The sequence below is a fragment of the Methanohalophilus sp. genome (genome assembly GCF_030156785.1).
In the GTDB taxonomy this organism is placed as follows: domain Archaea; phylum Halobacteriota; class Methanosarcinia; order Methanosarcinales; family Methanosarcinaceae; genus Methanohalophilus.
In genome coordinates this window covers 12,689-31,184 of record NZ_JASGLW010000010.1, presented here as the reverse complement: position 1 = coordinate 31,184, position 18,496 = coordinate 12,689, and the positions used below count along the sequence as shown (strand labels likewise).

Below are 18,496 nucleotides of genomic sequence, written 5' to 3'. Positions count from 1 at the left end.
TACACTGAATGTGTAAAGGAAATGGCACCTATGACTCTTGAAAAATTTCGTCCGATAACCGCCACCTATGTGGAATCCATAGCTAAAAAGGCAATATCCGCAGGATTTACTCCAAATTATGTATCCCTTATTTCACTCATTTTCTCCATGCTGGCAGGAGTTGCATTTTATTATTCTCTGGAAGTTGCACTTTATGCTTTTGTGGGTGTTATATTCGTAGCTTTAAACTCTTTTTTTGATGCATTGGACGGTAGCATGGCAAGATATATGGGCAATGCCAGCAAAAAAGGAGATTTCCTCGATCATGTCATTGACAGATACGCCGACATGTTCATAATCGGCGGGATATTTTTTGGAGGGCATGTGGATTGGGAAATCGGAGTAATCGCACTTGTCGGTGTCCTGCTTACAAGCTATCTGGGTACACAGGCACAGGCACTTGGAATCGGTCGCTTTTATGGTGGCCTTATGGGTCGGGCTGACCGACTTGTACTCATAATGGTTGCTGCAGTTGCTTACGTTATTTATGCACAGCCACTGGCAGGTTACACCATCCTTGGCTGGTGTGTAGTAATTCTCGCATTTACATCACATATTACAGCTCTCCAGAGAATCTATAGTGTGTGGAATAAACTGTAATTCTGCAATACGAAAAACTTGTAGGGATAAGATGGCCGTCGGTACAAAATATGAATACATGGAACACACCGCTGATGCACGTTTTCGCGCTTACGGGGAAAATCTTGAGGAGGCGTTTGAGCATGCAGCGGAAGCCATGTTCAATGTTATGATTGATACTTCAGATATTCCATGCAAATTTTGCTTGCCTATTGAAGTGGAAGCCCATGATCTGGAAATGCTGCTTGTAGAATGGCTTTCCGAACTTCTTTACGTCTTTGAAGTCGATTGCATCGTATTAAGTAGTTTTTCAGTGTCCAGCATAAAACAGAAAGATGAAATCTACTCACTAAAAGCAACGGCATGTGGAGATAAGATAGATCTTAACAAACACGAGTTTGAAACCGAAGTAAAAGCAGTTACCTACAACAACCTTTGTATAGAAGAATCCGAGGGTAATGTGATGGTACAGGTTACACTGGATATATAATGTGGGGGTAGAAAATATGGCACAAACTACAGATCTAACTACCAAATTAGAGAAAATCGATGATGATATCTGGGAACTTCCTGTATCCTGCAGGGATGGTATGCGGGTTCCAGGGAGGATATTCCTTTCCGAAGCTCTTCTTGGAAACCTTGAGAACGAAGCAATTGAACAGGTTGCCAACGTAGCAACACTGCCGGGTATTCAAAAATATTCCATGGCAATGCCGGATGCACATGTAGGTTATGGTTTTCCTATTGGTGGAGTTGCAGCATTTGATGAAGAAGAAGGCGTAATAAGTCCCGGAGGTGTGGGATTTGATATTAATTGCGGTGTGAGGCTTGTTCGTTCCAGTTTGCAGAAGGAGGATGTAGTACCTCATCTTGATCAGCTGTTAAATGGACTTTTCGATGCAGTCCCTTCAGGACTTGGTTCCAAAAGTAAAATACGGGTTTCAGAGGGTGAACTTGACGAAATATTTGTTGCAGGTTCACAATGGGCTGTGGAACATGGATATGGTGTGAAAGCCGATATTGAACATTGTGAAGGAAATGGTCGCATTGAAGGATCACTTCCAGATCAAATCAGTAAAAAGGCAGTCAAACGGGGTCGCCCACAACTGGGAACTCTGGGAAGCGGAAATCATTTTCTTGAATTGCAATGCGTGGATGAAATCTATGACGAAGAGACCGCAAAAGCTTTTGGTCTGGAAAAAGGGCAGATCACTTTCATGATACACTGCGGTTCCCGTGGTGCAGGTCACCAGGTTTGCACTGACCACCTCAAAGTGTTAATGAGTGCCGCAAAGAAATACGGGATCCAGCTTCCGGACAGGCAGCTTGCGTGTGCACCGGCACAGTCAAAAGAAGCACAAGAATACTTCGGTGCAATGGCTGCTGCTGCCAATTATGCATGGACAAACCGTCAGGTTATAATGCACCAGTCCCGTGAGATTTTTGAAAAAGTGTTTAATATGGATCAGGATGAGCTTGGGCTTGATCTGGTGTATGATGTAGCCCACAACGTTGCAAAGCTTGAGAAGCATGAAATTGATGGAAAAACGAAAAGAGTATACGTTCACCGCAAAGGTGCAACCCGTGCCTTCCCTGCCGGTCATAAGGATGTTGCAAAAGCATACAGGGATGTCGGTCAACCGGTTTTAATTCCTGGAAGTATGGGTACTCCGTCTTATGTTCTATGTGGAAATAAAACGGGAATGAATATCTCATTCGGAAGTGCCTGTCACGGTGCCGGCAGGGTAATGAGCAGATCCCATGCAAAAAAGAGTTTTTCGGGTGAAGATATTCGGATGCAGCTTGAAGATCGCGGAATACTTGTAAAAGCTGCTCACCCATCGGTTATCGCGGAAGAGGCGCCAGAGGTTTACAAATCAAGTAGTGAAGTTGTTGATGTAGTCCATAGGGTAGGAATTGCAAGAAAAGTAGCAAAGCTCCTTCCACTTGGCGTTGTAAAAGGTTAATGAGAATTAAAATGGAAAATTGAAAATGAAAATCGGAGGAAACGGATATGGTTGAGGGGATGAATGGTTTGCTTGGTTACAGTCAGTTCTGCAATGCTAACAAACTTGTACCCGTTTCCTCTATACTCAATTGGATATTATCTTATTTAAAAGGTTTCATGAAAATATATATGTCCAATTGCGCTTCTTGATCCGACCGATATAAATATCAGGTTCACATCATCGGTTCTAACTATGGTTTCAAACGACAATCTCTTACAGCAAGTACGTGTCATGGCAGATTACCAGTTTGGTAAAGGTTGCGGAGAAACACTTTTTCCCGACGATGTAACTTTCCTGCTTTCAAGGACAAAACGCGTGCGCCAGATCCTTTCAGGTAATTCCAGAATTGCTACTGTACGTGCCAAAGATGGCACACTAACATTGAGTATTGAGGCTGCATCTATACTTCATTCTTTTCTTCCTTTTCCAAGACAGCGTGTTGTGATATGTGAAGATGCTGTTCCTTTTGTTTCAAAGGGTAAAACAGCATTTGCTAAACATGTTCTGGAAATAGATCCCAACCTAAGATCTGGTGAAGAGGTTCTTGTAGTGGATGACCAGGACACATTACTCGCTACTGGTCAATTGCTATTGTCAGTTTCTGAAGTTCTGGCTATGGATTCTGGAGCAGCTGTAGATGTAAGGGTTGGAATTGAAAAATAAGCAATTTTTCAATTTTCAGTTTGCTTTGTATAGGTGTCTACTATTTTATGCTTGGTAATATTGCTTGCCATTTCAAATCTGGAAAGTTTTTAATCCTTCCATTGAATGAGAAGATCAATATACCAGCGGCTACTCTCATCGTTTATAATTTCCCGCATTATTGGAGAGTTTTGAATCTATTCACATTTATCAATTGTCATATTAAAAATTACCACTTTTTGTTTTAATAATTTCCTATAAAACAAATGAAGTAATTAAACATGTAAAAAAGAAATACTGTAATCAAATTAAAATTGAATTGTTGTCGTGCTATTTTCTGGAACAACTAGATATACTAATATAACAAAACAATGCCGATATATAATCTCCATCGGAGTGTGAGATCATAGACGATGAACAACCCCTAAAAACCCTTGTGATCCCAGACGGGACAAAGATGGAAGAACACACTATTGTTGTTAATGGCGATGTTATTATTGGCAACCATTCTGATCTGGGTTATGGGTTGATTGCAAATTCCGTTATTTTAGGAGAAAGGGTCAATGTGACAGGGGATATTGCAACAACATCAGATGTCAGGATAGACATCTGGTCCTGCATTAACGGAAGTGTCAGGACTGATGAGAACGCTTATATCGGTGATTTCGTCAACATCGGTGGAAAACTTGTCGTTAAAGGAGATCTCGATGTTGGCAATGATGTACGCATCGAAGAAGGCTTTGAAGCTCGTGGATGGATAGTAGTCCGCAATCCAGTTCCTGTAGTTGTATATATTTTCCTATACATTGCTGAATTACTCCGTATGGGTAAAGGTGAAGAAGTCGAAAAAGCCATAGACGAACTTTTTTCTGACGATGAAGAAGATCTGGGTGCAGATATCATGATTATTCCCAACGGTTCACGTATTTCCGCAGATTCCATTAGGGTTTCCGGAAATGCAAAAATAGGTAGTGATTGTCTCCTTGTGGGGAATATCCGTGCAGAATCCCTTAAGATGGGTGACAAAACAACACTTTATGGAAGCATAAGAGCTCCAGGAACTGTTGAACTCGGGGAAAATAATGCCATACACGGGAATATTGTGTCCCAAGGCAAAGTAATTATCAACAAAGGGACTCATGTATTGGGGCAAATTAACGCACTCTTAATCAATATTCATGAATCTGCACGAGTGGATGGTGTTATGAAAGCCAGTGCCGGCATCTCATTCATACGGGATGAAGAACACAACATTAATGATAATGAACTTATGAGACTCGATATCCCAAACACTCCCGAATAAATTTTTTTGAAAGGTGTTATCAGATGGCTAGCTATAGTTCAATTTCAGAAAAGGATTCAAAATATGTCATGCAAACATATACTCGCCAGCCAATAGCCCTTGAGAAGGGCGAAGGCGCAGTTGTATGGGATGTTGAAGGAAAGGAATATATCGATTGCGTTGCAGGGATAGCTGTTAACAATGTAGGTCACTCTCATCCCGTGGTTGTGAAAGCAATCCAGGATCAGGCGGCAAAGCTAATCCATGTTTCAAATCTCTATTATACTGAAATGCAGGCAAACCTGGCAGAGAAGCTTGTCACACTCACTGGTATGGATCGTGTTTTCTTCTGTAACTCCGGTGCAGAAGCAGTAGAAGCTGCCATGAAACTGGCTCGCATGGTAACAGGAAAACATGAATTTGTGGCACTGAAAGGTGCATTTCATGGCAGGACTATGAATCCACTGTCTGTAACCTACAAAGAAGCTTATAAGAAGCCCTTTGAACCTATGCCAGTTAAGGTTACATTTGCCGACTTTAGTGATGCTGATGACGTGGCTAATTCCATCGGTCCGGATACAGCTGCTGTAATTATTGAACCCATACAGGGCGAAGGTGGAATTAATGTACCTTCAGAGGGTTTCCTTGAGGAAGTACGTAAGATTTGTGATGATACTGACACTCTTCTGATCTTTGATGAGGTACAGACCGGTTTTGGCCGTACCGGGAAATGGTTCTGCAAAGAGCATTCAGGTGTACAGCCGGATATTATGACAATGGCAAAGGCAATGGGAGGCGGCCTTCCCATGGGAGGAATTGCTGCCCGTGAAGGTCTCACTTTCACAAAGAGTCAGCATGCTTCCACTTTCGGTGGAGGTCCTCTTGTATGTGCCGCTGCTCTTGCATCAATTAAAGTGATGGAAGATGAAAATCTCATTGACAGGTCACGTGAGATGGGTGAATATTTCCGGAAACAACTCATTGAGCTTGGACGTGATGATTTCGTGGAGGTTCGTGGTAAAGGATTAATGATTGGTGTGGAAACAAATCGTCCATGTGCTGATTTTGTCAATGCTGCCCGTGAGATGGGTGTGTTGCTAAACTGCACATCTGACACCGTCCTGCGGATTGCGCCTCCACTTATTATTTCAAAGGAACAGATTGATACGGTGGTTGATATTCTTGGAAAGGTCTGATCTGGTAAAACCTGAGATTCGTTCCATAGCACCCTATGTTCCCGGCAAATCCATTGAGGAAATCGCAAAAAAGTACTGTTTGTCCGCAGATAGTATCATAAAACTGGGATCCAATGAAAATGTCCTTGGTCCATCTCCTAAAGCTATAGATGCAATGATAAAACATGCCGGAAATGTCAACATATATCCTTCGGCAGATGCCTGGGAGTTGGTTGTTGCTATTTCCGAATATACAGGCATGCCTGAAAACATGATTGTAGCATCCGGTCCTGGAATGGATGGACTGCTTGATGGTTTAATGCGGCTATTGATTTCGCCAGGAGATGAAGTTGTAATTTCCAGTCCTACTTTTTCCTATTATGAAGTCTCTGCAATAGCCAACGGGGGAACTCCCGTATTTGTCAGGCGGAACGATGATTTCAGCATAGATATTGATACATTGAAAACTGCTATTACTGATGCTACTAAAATGGTGTTTATCTGTTCTCCCAACAACCCTTCAGGAAATTCGATATCAGAACAAGAGCTTCGAAGTATTGTAGAAGATGTTTCTTGCCTTGTTTTCGTCGATGAGGCATATGTTGAATTTGCAGAACAAAACTTTGCTTCGCTTGTGAATGATTACGATAATCTCATAATTGGGCGTACCCTTTCAAAAGCATTCGGACTTGCAGGATTGCGTATTGGCTACGGGATTATGCCTGCCTGGCTTAAGGTTGAATACATGAAAGCTGGAACTCCTTTCAATGTGAGCAGCCCGGCAATAGTAGCCGGTGTTGCAGCACTGTCTGATAAGGAACATCTCAATCGCAGCATCGAATTGGTACGTGAAGGGCGCAAATATCTGGCGGATAACATCCCTTTTCCAGTTTATGATTCACAGGCAAATTTTGTACTGGTGGACGTGTCTCCTGTGAAAGCAAAGGATGTGTGCGAACACCTGCTAAAACAGGGAATTATCGTAAGGGACTGCACTTCTTTCAGGGATGCGGGAGAATCACTTATCAGGGTGACAATAGGTACGCTTGAGCAGAACCGGAAAGTTGTTGATGGATTCACTTCATTTTGAAGAGCTTTCCACCTTTTCTATTTTCATGAGCGGATAGTCGAGTTCACGTTCATATTCCATAGATGCGTAAAGGCGCATGTTTTTATAAGCAACAATTAGCTTCACAGTTAACATCTGTCCTTCCAGTTCACAATAACCAAATTCATCATTGAGTTTGGATTTAACCATGTCTCTGTCTATGTGGACGGTGATGTTTTCGACATATGGCTGGACAGAAATACTTTCTGCAATTGCTTTTTCAAGGCTTTTGATTGTGTGTAGGCTGATAGGTGAACCCGTGAACTGGTGGTAAAGTGCTCCAAGTTTTATTCCGGCTTCAAAAGCTGCTATCTGTGCATCCGTTATTTTTTCAGACATGATATCAAAGTTGGATTGTGGTGATAAATATAAAGATATTGGGTTTTGGAATCAAGGAGGTGTGTATAACCTATTACGTTTCAGGTGCTACTAGCTGGAATGCTGACATGACCCAATAGCTGAAAGATCGGGTGTGACCCCCATATCTACTACAGCTTTTGCTTCTTTATATTAACCGAATGGTTCTGTCAGAAAGTCACTAACCATTTATTTTGGTCCGGAATAATAGTCCTGCTGCTTAGCTATCTTGTGATATTTCTTTGTGGTTTGAATAAACCAGCAAAGGTTTCTGTCACAGTTCTTTTTGCAAGTATCTATTATTTCTTCGTATTTGTCAGGCATTACTAAATTCCCTCCAAAACTGATTGATTGGATGGTTTCAATAGTCGTATTTTGGATATTGTCCGTAAAGGTGGAAGATAGATATATTTGTTTAGCTTCAAAAGTACATATCCTATGAGATACAAAATCCTTAATACTTTCTACAGGAGGGAACTGTTGGATAAAACCCGATGGTTCTAATTCCAGCCAGACCTGCAATGATGTGGATAAAGAATGGTTTTTGTGATTTGAACCTTGTGCCATCCGTTCCTCAGGACAGGAGTTATGGTGATTGTAATGTTCTTTTTTATTAAGGAGGAAATTGAATTCATCAGCTATATTAGATAATGCAAGTTCAATTATAGCTGCTTTTTCTTTCGTCACAATTGTTTAATTATAAGCAGTAACAATTCACTTGTTAAATCTCAAAATAAAGGAGGAGTCTATAAAATGTCCGAAAATCCACTTGAAGTGATTAAAAATGCAGATCCCGAATTTTTTGCTCTTTTGGAAAACACCAGACAGAACGCTCTCTCAGAAGGCAGCATACCACTGAAATACAAACTTCTTATTGCAATGTCCCTTGACGCTGCTGCCGGTGCAGTGAATGGGGTACAGAACCTTGCAATAGGGGCTATGAACGAAGGAGCAACAAAAGAAGAAGTTATGGAAGCTCTGCGAATAACGCAGTATGTTGCAGGAGTAGGTAGTGTATACACCGCAGCAAATGCCCTGAAAGATATATTGTGAAATTATAGAATGCAAGAAGAAAAGGGTGCTCATTTCCCCTTTCTTTTTTCCTTAGCGAGTTTCTTTTTGGCATCCTTATTGCCACTAGCCGCCAGCTCTTCCAGCTTTGCCAGCTTTTCCCTCTTTGCAGCTTTTTTCCTGTCTAAATCTTTTTTTGACATTGCCATAATAAAATACCTTCATTGCATTTCTCTTATGCAGGATTACATTTCGGTATCGGGTGTATTTATGAGTTTCTAAAATGTGTGCGGATATAAGAACTGAATATGGCCTTATAAATACAATCTCTTCTACCAAAGCATACCGCAAATCATTCCTACAACATCACACAACCTCCTTCCATACTACCTGTCTACCAAACCTTAAAGAACAATACACTCCTAAAAATTGCATACTTGAAATTACGAGGTTACTCCATGGAAAGAAAAACCGGGCTTATAGTTGCACTTGATATGTTAGACAGTGAAAGCGCTATCAGGATTTCTTCTGAAGTAGCGGAGTATGTTGATGCCATTAAGGTCGGGTATCCCCTTACCCTATCCACCGGGATCGGGATCATTTCCAAACTCTCTGATTACGCACCGGTAATCGCTGATTTTAAGGTTGCTGATATCCCCAATACCAACATGCTGATTTGTGCCGAGGTATTCAAACAGAATGCAACCGGTGTAATTGTTCACGGTTTTACCGGTGAGGACAGCCTCAGGGCATGTGTAGAAGTTGCCAATGACAATGATGGTGATGTCTATGTCGTATCCGAGATGAGCCATCATGGAGGGGAGCGATTCTTCCAGCCTGTTGCAGAAGAGATTGCTGAAATGGCTAAGCTTCTGGGTGCCACAGGTGTGGTGGCTCCGGCTACCCGAACTGAAAGACTGCATTCAATAAGGCAGGTAATTGGCGATTCACTTTCGATAATATCTCCCGGTGTGGGCGCACAGGGAGGGAGTGCTTCAGATGCAATTGCTGCAGGAGCCGACTGGGTGATAGTAGGTAGAAGCATTTATAATTCAGATAATCCAAAAGAATCTGCAGAAAAAATAGCTTCCGAAATTAAAGCATATTTGTGATCCGATTGATGCCTGTGATGAAAAATTATTCTGAATAAATGATGAACCCTATGAGTCCTGAGGCAGATACCTGATACCGGATCACTTGATTAGTTGAACTATAGCAAGGTACTATGATGAGTAATTTATCTGATGAAAATACAGCTGTAAAGGTTCTTTTTGAGACATCTTCAGGTGAGCGTATATTGCTGCACGATGATTACAATCTGGCAATATACCTCCCTCCAGGAAGGATTTGTATTAGTACTTCCTGGCTTAACGGCGGGATTAGCGAGGGTCTTGAAGCTGTAGTCAATCATTGCATTCCCCGAAAGTTATGCCATGAACAAGAACTTGAAGGTGGTTCTCTTGAGAACTACCTGAGGATTGTTGCTTCGAATTTAGGCTATGATCCTTCTTCGACTTCCGTATTGCTTACTGCAGCGAGCATGAAGCATGCTTCCGTAGTTTCCCATTCGTATAGGGGACTTGAAGTTTTGGCCATAGTGACTGCGGGTGTGGAAGTAAATGGCTGCCGTGTAGGGGATCCAGCTTCCTACTATCAGGAAGATGGAAAATGGAAACCTTTTATTGGAACAATAAACATCATGCTTCTCATAGGGGCTTCTTTACCACATTATGCTCTTTCACGTGCAATAATAACTGCCACCGAAGCTAAAACCGCTGCCCTGCAGGAACTTATGGTTTCGAGTCAGTATTCTTAGGGACTTGCCACTGGCACAGGTACTGACATGCTGGCAATTGTTGCAAATTCTGATAGCGATCTTGAATTAACTGATGCAGGTCCACATTCCAAGTTGGGAGAGTTGATTGGAAAATGTGTTTTTGAAGGAGTTCATGATGCACTTCGTAGGCAATCAGATATTTCACCATTGACCCAGAGGGATATGCTTGTGAGACTGGAACGCCTTGGAATTAATGAGGCTTCTTTTTGGAAAGCTTCTACAAATTTTGATGGCGAAAACAGGAAAAGACAATTTATTAGCTCCCTGCGGAAATTTTCCATTAACCCTGCGGTAGTTTCGGCTACTGCTTCTATAATTCATCTGGTAGATGAAGTATCATGGGGTTTGCTTCCGGAAAAGGCGGCAAGCGAAATTGCTATATCTTACATGAAAAACCTGCCACAAATCATCGAAAACAAAAAGATTTCAATACCCGATGAACTTTTTGATAGCCGGGATTCCATCCTTGACAACTGGATTCGTGCCGTAGCATGGACAATAAAAAATAAGTCGTAAATAATAATCTAAAATTTTCTGATTCAAAAAATTTCATCTTTCTGAAATAGAGGAGTTCTAATGAGGCTAAGTGAATTTGTGTCCAAATATAATTTGAAAACTGAAAAAAAACCGCTGGGTTTACAGATCCATATAGGTGATATACAAGATCCGGATTTTCGATTCCTGACACGTTTACTTATATGCAAGAATGGTCAGATGGATCTTCACGAAAAATCTGGGTAAGCCAACCATACCGCTCAATAATTTTCTACGAAAAGGGTATGGTATCGGTTTATGAATATGTACGCAATGCGGATTTTCGTCTTAAGGCCCTTGAAATAAGTGAACAATATGCTCCCAGAGATGAAACTAGCTTTACTCCGGGTACTCTCCAAAGTGCTTTTGAATTTGCCCGTGCTGCTCATCAAAACCAGTACAGAAAATGTTCCGGTGCACCGTACGTAACACATCCAATGGATGTTGCTTCTATCCTTCTCAAAAATGGAGCACCTGACTCTCTGGTAATCGCAGGATTTTTGCACGATGTACTTGAAGATACGAAAACAGATAGTTTGGCTTTGCGTTATTCCTTTGGAGAGAGAGTTTTTAGTCTAGTGAAAGCGGTTTCGGAGATGGACTCCAAAGGTAACTTGGTTGTGCATGATCAGTCCAACTGGAAAGAACGCAAAGAACAATCTCTTGTGAAACTTAAGAATGCGGAGCGTGATGTCAAACTTCTAGTCTGTGCTGACAAGCTTGCTAACATTAAGGAGATGTTTGATGATCTTGGCTATCTGGGTGATAGGATGTGGGACTACTTCAATGCCGGGAAGGATGATCAGGAATGGTATTACAGGTCTCTGGTTCAAGCGCTGCAATCTGGATCACATAGCGTTGAGGACACAAAAATGTTCCAACAACTTCAGAAATATATAGACCTTGTTTTCCGCTAAATTATAAATGTTCTTTTCCGAGAGAAGTCTATGTGTAAGGTGTTTAATTGGTATTTCATGTTGTTCTGACAAATGAAAAGGCTTGCTTATTTACTTGGCTTGCAGGTTCTCACAATATTGAAACATCAAGAAAAATCTACATGCCACATCCACCGGAGTGTTTCCCCAGATAAAAATCCTTAAGGAAAATCAGTTTGTAGAACAGGATGATAATTGTTGAACCTGTTTCAGAACTTATTCTTATACTTTTTTCAGCAGAAATGCTAATGCTTAGTGGAAAAACTTCACAGGTAACGCAGGCATGAACTTTTTTGCCTTTTTTTCTTCCGTCCATTGTAAGCTGTCTAATGTCACTTTTTATTTTCAATGAAGCTACTGTCTACACAAACCGTTTCAAGTGATAGCTTTACCTTTCTAATAAGCTGAATCTCTAAGAGCTTCTATAATTCTATTCAATACCCCCTCAACTATAATTAGGAGATGCCGTATTTATGTTTTTGAAACAGATTCTATATACCTGAGATAGCTCTGGCATTTGTGTTTGATTTGCCAACCGTTTTTAGGAAATATCTTATACTTAGAGGCATTAATTCTCTTTGAAATTTGAGGTCTCTCCATGGGGCAGGAAACACCGATTGGGCGAATCGTCCGTGCAAACACTATTACTGATGCCTGGTATAGAGGATTGAATATTATCTGGAATCATGGTAAGATTATTACTGATGAACGAGGAAGCAAAATCAAGGAATTTATGAACCTGATGATAACCATCAAGGATCCTTACACAGATGAAATTCCTGCTGATATCGCATGGAATAAGGAAAGGCTTGATGAATATGCAAAACAGTTGATAACAGGTGAGAATTCCCAGGACTTTGAGTATACATATGGTCAGCGGCTGCGCAATTGGGATAATAGGGTTGATCAAATCGATTATGCCATAAAAAAGCTAAAATCAAGCCAGAGCACCCGCAGGGCTACCGCAGTTACCTGGATTCCTTATGTTGACACAGAGGTTGATGAAGTTCCCTGTATGATCCTTGATGATTTCAAATTGCGCGACGGGAAAGTACATCTTACAACCCTTTTCCGAAGTCATGATTTTGCAGGGGCTTATCCTGCTAACCTTTATGGACTTTCAAGGTTGCTTAAATACGTTGCGGATGAGAGTGGTTATAAACCAGGGACTATCACAACTATCAGCGTATCCGCTCACATTTATGAGCATGACTGGGATAAAATTGAAAAAATATTACAGGGTATCTGATTATGAAAGTATCAATTTGTCGCTCTGAAGTTAACGGGGAAGTTTTTGCACCCCCATCAAAAAGCTATACTCATAGGGCTATCACAATAGGTTCTCTTTCAAAAGAGTGTGTTGTTGAACGCCCCTTGTTATCGGCAGATACCGAAGCCACCATCCATGCATGTGAGATGTTTGGTGCGAAAATTACCCGGCAACAAGATTCCCTCTTGATAAAAGGTGTCAACGGTATGCCAAAAATCCCAGATAATGTTATTGATGTAAGAAATTCAGGGACTACATTGCGATTTATGACTGCAATATCTGCCTTAACAGATGGTGTAACTATTCTTACAGGAGATAATTCCTTGCGTACCCGTCCTAACGGTCCATTACTTGACGTACTTAGGGATCTAAGTGTTGATGCATATTCCACACGTAATAATGGCTGTGCTCCGCTTGTTGTTCGCGGAGGTATGAAAGGTGCAATTGTAAAAATAGACGGTTCGATCAGTTCACAGTTTATTTCAGCACTTTTGATTGCTTGCCCTCTTACAACTCAGAGTACAACCCTTTCAATAAAAGGTGAACTCAAATCCCGTCCCTACGTAGATATGACTCTTGAAGTTCTTGAAAAGGCAGGTGCAGAGATACTTGAAGATGATAAGTATAATGTGAAATTTATAATTCCTGCAAAACAGCACTATAATCTGGGTACGTATCTTGTTCCAGGGGACTTTTCCTCGGCTTCCTATTTGCTTGCTGCAGCTGCAATCATGGGTTCAAGTGTGAGAGTTAAGAATCTGTTTCCTTCAAAGCAGGGAGATTCCAGAATTATTGAAATATTAAGGGATATGGGTGCAAGAATTGACTGGGATACGGAAAGTGGTATTGTTTCAGTAAGAGGTGGGGGTGAGCTGAAAGGTATTCATGTGGATGCTGCTGCAACGCCGGATCTGGTGCCCACAATTGCTGTTCTTGCAGCTGCAGCCAAAGGTGAAACTGTTATTGAGAACGCAGAACATGTTCGTTTTAAGGAAACAGATCGGCTTCATGCAATGGCTTCTGAGTTAACGAAAATGGGCATTACCGTTGTTGAGGAACATGACAAGCTTATTATTAAGGGCGGAGTACTAAAAGGTGCAGAAGTGCATGGTTGGCACGATCACAGGATAGTAATGGCATTGACGGTAGCTGGTTTAGTTGCAGGCAATACGACAATTGATACTGCAGAATCCATATTTATTTCCTATCCAAACTTCTTTGATGATATGCGCTCCATTGGTGCGAATGTAATGGTGAGTCAGGAATAAGGAATCCTTATGATCTATGATGTGGCTGTGATTGGTGGAGGACCAAGTGGTACCATTGCTGCCAGATACGCAGCCATGCATGGTGCAAAAGTTGCATTGTTTGAGGAGCATTCATCAATAGGTTTTCCCGTTGAGTGTACCGGACTTTTAAGCACAAAAGCTCTTCAGGAATGCGATATTTCTCCAGATACTTCTTTTGTGATTAATACTGTACGGGGGGCTTATGTCCATGCTCCAGATGGCACGTGCATACCCATCGACGGCAGGAATACACGTGCCTATGTTGTTTTAAGGAAAGTTTTTGACAGAAAACTTGCCACAATGGCAGCAGATGCTGGTGTAGACATTTTCCTTAAATCACATGTTCACAATCTGGCTTATGAAAATGGGTTAAATACAATACATGTAACCCAAAAAGGGTTACAGGTTAAGTTCAAATCAAAAGTTGTAATTGCTGCTGACGGCCCTCGTTCAGAAATTTCGAGGATAGTTGGAATACCAAAACCTGATCGGCTTCTTCCTGGAATCCAGTTTGAAGTGAAAATGAAACCATAGAAAGCTGAGTTTGTTGAATTATTTGTAGGCTCAGTCGCCCCGGGTTTCTTTGGATGGATCGTGCCTTTAAATGAGAATCTGTGCAGGATTGGGATGGCAATTGAAAAACAGGATGAATGTGTTAAGTAGTATTTTGATAAATTCATCGATGCTCTTGAAAGTAAATATGATCGAATTGCCGTAGGCTCGCAGGATTTTGTAATTGGTTCGATACCACTAGGATTACCAGCTACTACTGTTGCAGATGGTTTGATTGTATGTGGTGATGCTGCTGGACAGGTTAAACCTATTTCAGGAGGTGGAATTTATACTGGTGCTGTTTGTGCAAAGATCGCAGGGAAAGTAGCTGCTGAAGCTGCACTTGAAGGAGATTCTTCAGTTTTCCGCCTTTCCGTTTATGACAAAGAATGGAGGAAAGTACTAGAAAAGGAATTAAATATAGGTATGAAGGCTCATAATTTTGCAGCTAAACTTGCCGATCCACAATGGAATAATTTATTAAATTCACTGGATAATCCTCAACTTTTGAGACTCATAGAAGAATATGGTGATATGGATCATCCCTCTATTTTACTGAAAAAATTTTTGAACCCCCTCAATTCCAGACATATGGCAGGCTTGCTGAAAAGTTTTGTAAAATCAGTTTTTTTGAGTCAGTAAATACTGACACCTTTCACACTTTTGATTTCCATTATTTTATCAACTAATCCACCAGGTATTTTCGAATCAGTTATTATTGTAAGCCGAGCTTCATCGGTAAAATATGGGTCATCTGAGACTGCCTGGCGAATGCTAAGGCCGTTTTCAGAAATAATCCTCGAAACATCAGCAAGGATTCCTATATTTGCTGCATCATCGGGTGTTATTATAAGAACACCAAGGCCAAGTTGCGGTGCCACATCTCTTAGGAAGGGTATTGAAAGGACATTCTGAAAAATATTTTTTAATAACTCATCAGAAAGTATGGTATCTGTTGTGGCATCTACAACACGTCGATCAACGCCCGCTTCCCTTGCAAGCTGAGTGTGAGCAATTTCAATGCTTCCTGACACTACTTTTCCATCATCATTAACCTGAAATCCTCTCTCAAAAAGAATCCTCAGTACCTTCTGCTGAGCAGGATGTTTCTCGAATTTCTGAAGTAGAATTTGCCACATATCATTCAACTTGCACTTTCCTGTATATAGAAGTTAAGGTTAAGATACAAAAGAAAACGGTTGCCGCCTTCTTTCATATAAGGTTATTTCAAATCAAGAAGAAACACATTTAAGGAACAAAGCCTTTTATGAAACATATAATGACTGAAATGGCTTTTTGAGCAGATTGATTGTATAATCGGACTTAACTATTTTATTCAACTATCCCCCCACGCTGAATAGAAACATTTGCAGAGAAAGGAGGTATTTTGTGAAGGTATATATGGACTACGACGACTTGCCCATGATTAAACTCCCTCATGACCAAGAAATTTGCATCAGTGACAGTACTATTCGAGATGGTGCACAGATGCCCGGTATTGTTCTAAAAAGTGGACATAAATTGACTATTTATGATTATTTGCATGAAATAGGTATTGAAAAACTTGAGACTTTTGTATATAATGAGAGGGATCAGAAAGCAATCAGGCTCATGCTTGACAGGGGTTATGAATTTCCAGAAGTAACCGGGTGGGCACGCGCGAATACCGCGGACATTGATCTGGTTCTTAAAATGGACGATATAAAGGAAACTGGAATTCTTATGTCAGTTTCTGATGCTCATATTTTTGAAAAAATGGGCCTTCCAAGTAGAGAAGCTGCTGAAAAGAAATATCTTGAGGCACTCCAGTATGCCGTTGATCACGGTTTAAGAACACGTGCACATGTAGAAGATATGACACGTGCCGACAATTACGGATTTGTTTATCCTTTAATCGAGAAAATAATCGATATAGATCCTGAATGTATCATTCGTATTTGTGACACCATCGGATATGGTATTCCATTCGAAGGAGTTGACGAGCCCTATGGTATACCGTCTATGGTAAAATATCTCAAGGATAACCTTGGTGTAAAAAACATCGAAACACATTGTCATGATGATTTTGGATTGGCAGTATCCAACTCTCTTGCTGGTTACTGGCACGGTGCAAACTGGTCTAACGTTACATTTTTAGGTATAGGAGAGCGTGCTGGGAATGCTGAGCTGGAAAAACTACTAATCTTCCTGTGTCGCAGGGTTGAAGGTTTTGATAAATACAACCTTGAAGCCATTTCAGATTTTGCTAATTTCATGCAAAAGGAAATAGGTATTCGCGTACCTCGTAATAAATCGGTAGTTGGTTCGAACGTATTTGCCCATGAATCTGGTATACATGCTGCAGGAGCCATCAAAAATCCATTTACTTACGAACCATATCCACCAGAAATAGTCGGAGGAAAAAGAATTTTCCTTGTGGGTGATTCCTCTGGAATAGAAGTTATTCGGTATAAGGTTCAGGAGGCACTCAAGGAACTTCTTGGTGTTCAGATTACCATCGAAAAAAAAGACCCTCGCCTGAAGTCTATACAGAAAGATATACAGAAGCTTTACAACAAAGAGAAACGTGTATCATGTATCTCGGATGAGGAAATTCAGGGGTACGTTGAAAAGTACTTCCTATTCGAACCTGTAGTACAAAAGAACATGAACCGGGAAGCAACCTATTCTGGTGAAGCAATTTCCCGAAAACCACTTAGAAAATGAAAAATATTATAAGGCGATTTACGCCTTATAAAACCATCTTTTTTTCTTAAATTTTGCTTATTATAGCATCTGTCATTTCGCTGAGTTTTGCAGTGCCACCAAGATCATAGGTGACTGTTTTTCCTTCTGCGATGACATCTTCTGTAGCTTTGAAAATTGCTTCTGCGTTTTCTTTTTCACCCAGGTAATCAAGCATCCATGCACCAGCAAGAACAGTTGCCACAGGGTTCACTTTGTCCTGACCTGCGTACTTTGGTGCGGAACCGTGTGCAGGTTCAAACATAGCGAAATCATCTCCGATGTTTGCGGAGTAGATTAGACCAATGCTTCCAATCAGTGCTGAACATTCCTCGCTGATTACGTCCATGAACAGGTTGGTGGATAACAACACTTTTTGGTTGAAAAGCTGTGGGTTCTTGACAAGCTGCTGTGCAATGTTATCGATGTGGTATTCCCAGATATCAATATCAGGATATTCTTCAGCTACTTTGTTGACTTCCTCAAGAAAAGTTCCACAGGTTTGTTTAAGGATGTTGCTCTTGTGAATTGCAACAACTGTGTCGAAGTTCCTGTTCTTTGCTTCCTCAAATGCATATTTTGCAATATTGCGACATGCGGGTCTTGTAATCTTACGAATAGCAATGTAAACATCATCTGTCAGCTTGACTTCTTCACCTATGTACATACCTTCGGTACCTTCTCTGACGCAGATAAAATCAACATCTCCTAATGGATGGTTGGTGTTAGGGAATGTTTTTGTTGGTCTTACGTTGGCGTAAAGATTGTATCTCTGGCGAATTGAGACTGCAACGCTTTTTGGGGAGCCTGCGCCCCCGGGGGTTGTTGTTGGTCCCTTAAAGCATGCATCCGAATCGTCTAGAATTTCCCATGTTTCATCTGGGATAAGGGAGTTCCCACCGTTTTTTTCCCACCATTCTGCACCTGCTTCACAGGTGACGAATTCTACGTTTGTTCCCGTCGCTTCAACGACCTTTAACATTGCATTCACAAGTTCAGGTCCGACTCCATCTCCTTCAATTACTGCTGCGGTTTTACTCATATAAATCACTTTTAATTTGTTAGCTTTATATAGTGGTAGTTGGCTCCCTTAATGCCTCCATCATATATATAAGAAGCTATCGGAATATTTTCAGGTTTTTTATCATTCTAT

The 18,496-nt window shown here is 41.0% G+C and carries 21 protein-coding genes and 1 pseudogene; 16 read left to right on the top strand and 6 right to left on the bottom strand.

Annotated elements, in window-relative coordinates:
• Window positions 1-21: 21 nt before the first annotated feature.
• The 7 genes from pgsA (at window position 22) to hisC (ending at window position 6,816) form a co-directional block, all read left to right on the top strand.
• Window positions 22-639: an archaetidylinositol phosphate synthase gene (pgsA, locus tag PWQ49_RS06640; protein ID WP_363321829.1), complete on the top strand. Its 618-nt coding sequence runs from the start codon at window positions 22-24 to the stop codon at window positions 637-639.
• 31 nt (window positions 640-670) lie between these two features.
• Entirely contained in the window at window positions 671-1,108 is a 438-nt protein-coding gene (locus PWQ49_RS06635) for an archease (protein ID WP_300609215.1), read from the top strand.
• A 16-nt stretch (window positions 1,109-1,124) separates the two neighbouring features.
• A complete protein-coding gene (locus PWQ49_RS06630) occupies window positions 1,125-2,585 on the top strand; it encodes an RtcB family protein (RefSeq protein ID WP_300609213.1) in 1,461 nt (486 codons plus the stop codon).
• Between the two features lie 234 nt (window positions 2,586-2,819).
• On the top strand, window positions 2,820-3,290 hold the full coding sequence (locus PWQ49_RS06625) for a PUA domain-containing protein (protein WP_300609211.1): 471 nt from the start codon (window positions 2,820-2,822) through the stop codon (window positions 3,288-3,290).
• Window positions 3,291-3,726: 436 nt separating this feature from the next.
• Window positions 3,727-4,572 (top strand): polymer-forming cytoskeletal protein, encoded by an 846-nt coding sequence (locus tag PWQ49_RS06620; RefSeq protein ID WP_300609209.1) that lies wholly within the window; start codon window positions 3,727-3,729, stop codon window positions 4,570-4,572.
• A 23-nt stretch (window positions 4,573-4,595) separates the two neighbouring features.
• Entirely contained in the window at window positions 4,596-5,747 is a 1,152-nt protein-coding gene (locus tag PWQ49_RS06615) for an acetylornithine transaminase (protein WP_300609207.1), read from the top strand.
• A complete protein-coding gene (hisC, locus tag PWQ49_RS06610) occupies window positions 5,734-6,816 on the top strand; it encodes a histidinol-phosphate transaminase (RefSeq protein WP_300609205.1) in 1,083 nt (360 codons plus the stop codon). Before PWQ49_RS06615 ends, hisC begins: the two co-directional genes overlap by 14 nt.
• On the opposite strand, the gene PWQ49_RS06605 is transcribed toward hisC, so the two are convergent.
• Together PWQ49_RS06605 and PWQ49_RS06600 are read right to left on the bottom strand one after the other, a co-directional pair.
• A complete protein-coding gene (locus tag PWQ49_RS06605; RefSeq protein ID WP_300609203.1) occupies window positions 6,808-7,173 on the bottom strand; it encodes a dihydroneopterin aldolase family protein in 366 nt (121 codons plus the stop codon). The genes hisC and PWQ49_RS06605 overlap by 9 nt on opposite strands.
• Window positions 7,174-7,380: 207 nt before the next feature.
• Window positions 7,381-7,878 (bottom strand): hypothetical protein, encoded by a 498-nt coding sequence (locus PWQ49_RS06600; RefSeq protein ID WP_300609201.1) that lies wholly within the window; start codon window positions 7,876-7,878, stop codon window positions 7,381-7,383.
• A gap of 66 nt (window positions 7,879-7,944) precedes the next feature.
• Between PWQ49_RS06600 and PWQ49_RS06595 the strand changes: the two genes are divergently transcribed.
• Window positions 7,945-8,244: a carboxymuconolactone decarboxylase family protein gene (locus PWQ49_RS06595; RefSeq protein WP_300609199.1), complete on the top strand. Its 300-nt coding sequence runs from the start codon at window positions 7,945-7,947 to the stop codon at window positions 8,242-8,244.
• Between the two features lie 29 nt (window positions 8,245-8,273).
• Here PWQ49_RS06595 and PWQ49_RS06590 read toward each other — a convergent pair whose 3' ends face one another.
• Window positions 8,274-8,411, bottom strand: coding sequence for a hypothetical protein (locus tag PWQ49_RS06590; protein ID WP_300609197.1), 138 nt, complete (start codon window positions 8,409-8,411; stop codon window positions 8,274-8,276).
• 249 nt (window positions 8,412-8,660) lie between these two features.
• On the opposite strand from PWQ49_RS06590, the gene pyrF reads away from it, so the two are divergent.
• The 3 genes and pseudogenes from pyrF (at window position 8,661) to PWQ49_RS06575 (ending at window position 11,490) form a co-directional block, all read left to right on the top strand.
• Window positions 8,661-9,314, top strand: a complete 654-nt coding sequence (gene pyrF / locus PWQ49_RS06585; RefSeq protein WP_300609195.1) for an orotidine-5'-phosphate decarboxylase — start codon at window positions 8,661-8,663, stop codon at window positions 9,312-9,314.
• A 113-nt stretch (window positions 9,315-9,427) separates the two neighbouring features.
• Window positions 9,428-10,555 (top strand): annotated as a pseudogene (locus tag PWQ49_RS06580) (adenosylcobinamide amidohydrolase).
• Window positions 10,556-10,737: 182 nt separating this feature from the next.
• Window positions 10,738-11,490, top strand: a complete 753-nt coding sequence (locus PWQ49_RS06575; protein ID WP_300609193.1) for an HD domain-containing protein — start codon at window positions 10,738-10,740, stop codon at window positions 11,488-11,490.
• A gap of 136 nt (window positions 11,491-11,626) precedes the next feature.
• Here PWQ49_RS06575 and PWQ49_RS06570 read toward each other — a convergent pair whose 3' ends face one another.
• A complete protein-coding gene (locus PWQ49_RS06570) occupies window positions 11,627-11,857 on the bottom strand; it encodes a hypothetical protein (protein WP_300609191.1) in 231 nt (76 codons plus the stop codon).
• A gap of 249 nt (window positions 11,858-12,106) precedes the next feature.
• Between PWQ49_RS06570 and PWQ49_RS06565 the strand changes: the two genes are divergently transcribed.
• From PWQ49_RS06565 to PWQ49_RS08350, 4 genes are all read left to right on the top strand, one after another.
• Window positions 12,107-12,757 (top strand): thymidylate synthase, encoded by a 651-nt coding sequence (locus tag PWQ49_RS06565; RefSeq protein WP_300609189.1) that lies wholly within the window; start codon window positions 12,107-12,109, stop codon window positions 12,755-12,757.
• Window positions 12,758-12,759: 2 nt separating this feature from the next.
• Complete coding sequence (gene aroA / locus PWQ49_RS06560) at window positions 12,760-14,046, top strand: 3-phosphoshikimate 1-carboxyvinyltransferase (RefSeq protein ID WP_300609188.1); 1,287 nt, start codon at window positions 12,760-12,762, stop codon at window positions 14,044-14,046.
• Between the two features lie 9 nt (window positions 14,047-14,055).
• Entirely contained in the window at window positions 14,056-14,601 is a 546-nt protein-coding gene (locus tag PWQ49_RS08355; RefSeq protein WP_363321828.1) for an NAD(P)/FAD-dependent oxidoreductase, read from the top strand.
• Window positions 14,602-14,850: 249 nt separating this feature from the next.
• On the top strand, window positions 14,851-15,261 hold the full coding sequence (locus tag PWQ49_RS08350) for a hypothetical protein (RefSeq protein WP_363321827.1): 411 nt from the start codon (window positions 14,851-14,853) through the stop codon (window positions 15,259-15,261).
• Here the strand turns inward: PWQ49_RS08350 and PWQ49_RS06550 are convergent.
• Complete coding sequence (locus PWQ49_RS06550; protein WP_300609186.1) at window positions 15,255-15,758, bottom strand: amino acid-binding protein; 504 nt, start codon at window positions 15,756-15,758, stop codon at window positions 15,255-15,257. The two genes, PWQ49_RS08350 and PWQ49_RS06550, sit on opposite strands and share 7 nt — an antisense overlap.
• Before the next feature lie 250 nt (window positions 15,759-16,008).
• Between PWQ49_RS06550 and PWQ49_RS06545 the strand changes: the two genes are divergently transcribed.
• The gene (locus PWQ49_RS06545) at window positions 16,009-17,325 is read left to right on the top strand and encodes an isopropylmalate synthase (RefSeq protein ID WP_300609184.1); all 1,317 of its coding nucleotides are present in this window, start codon (window positions 16,009-16,011) and stop codon (window positions 17,323-17,325) included.
• A 46-nt stretch (window positions 17,326-17,371) separates the two neighbouring features.
• On the opposite strand, the gene PWQ49_RS06540 is transcribed toward PWQ49_RS06545, so the two are convergent.
• Window positions 17,372-18,385, bottom strand: a complete 1,014-nt coding sequence (locus PWQ49_RS06540; RefSeq protein ID WP_300609182.1) for an isocitrate/isopropylmalate dehydrogenase family protein — start codon at window positions 18,383-18,385, stop codon at window positions 17,372-17,374.
• Window positions 18,386-18,496 lie beyond the last annotated feature (111 nt).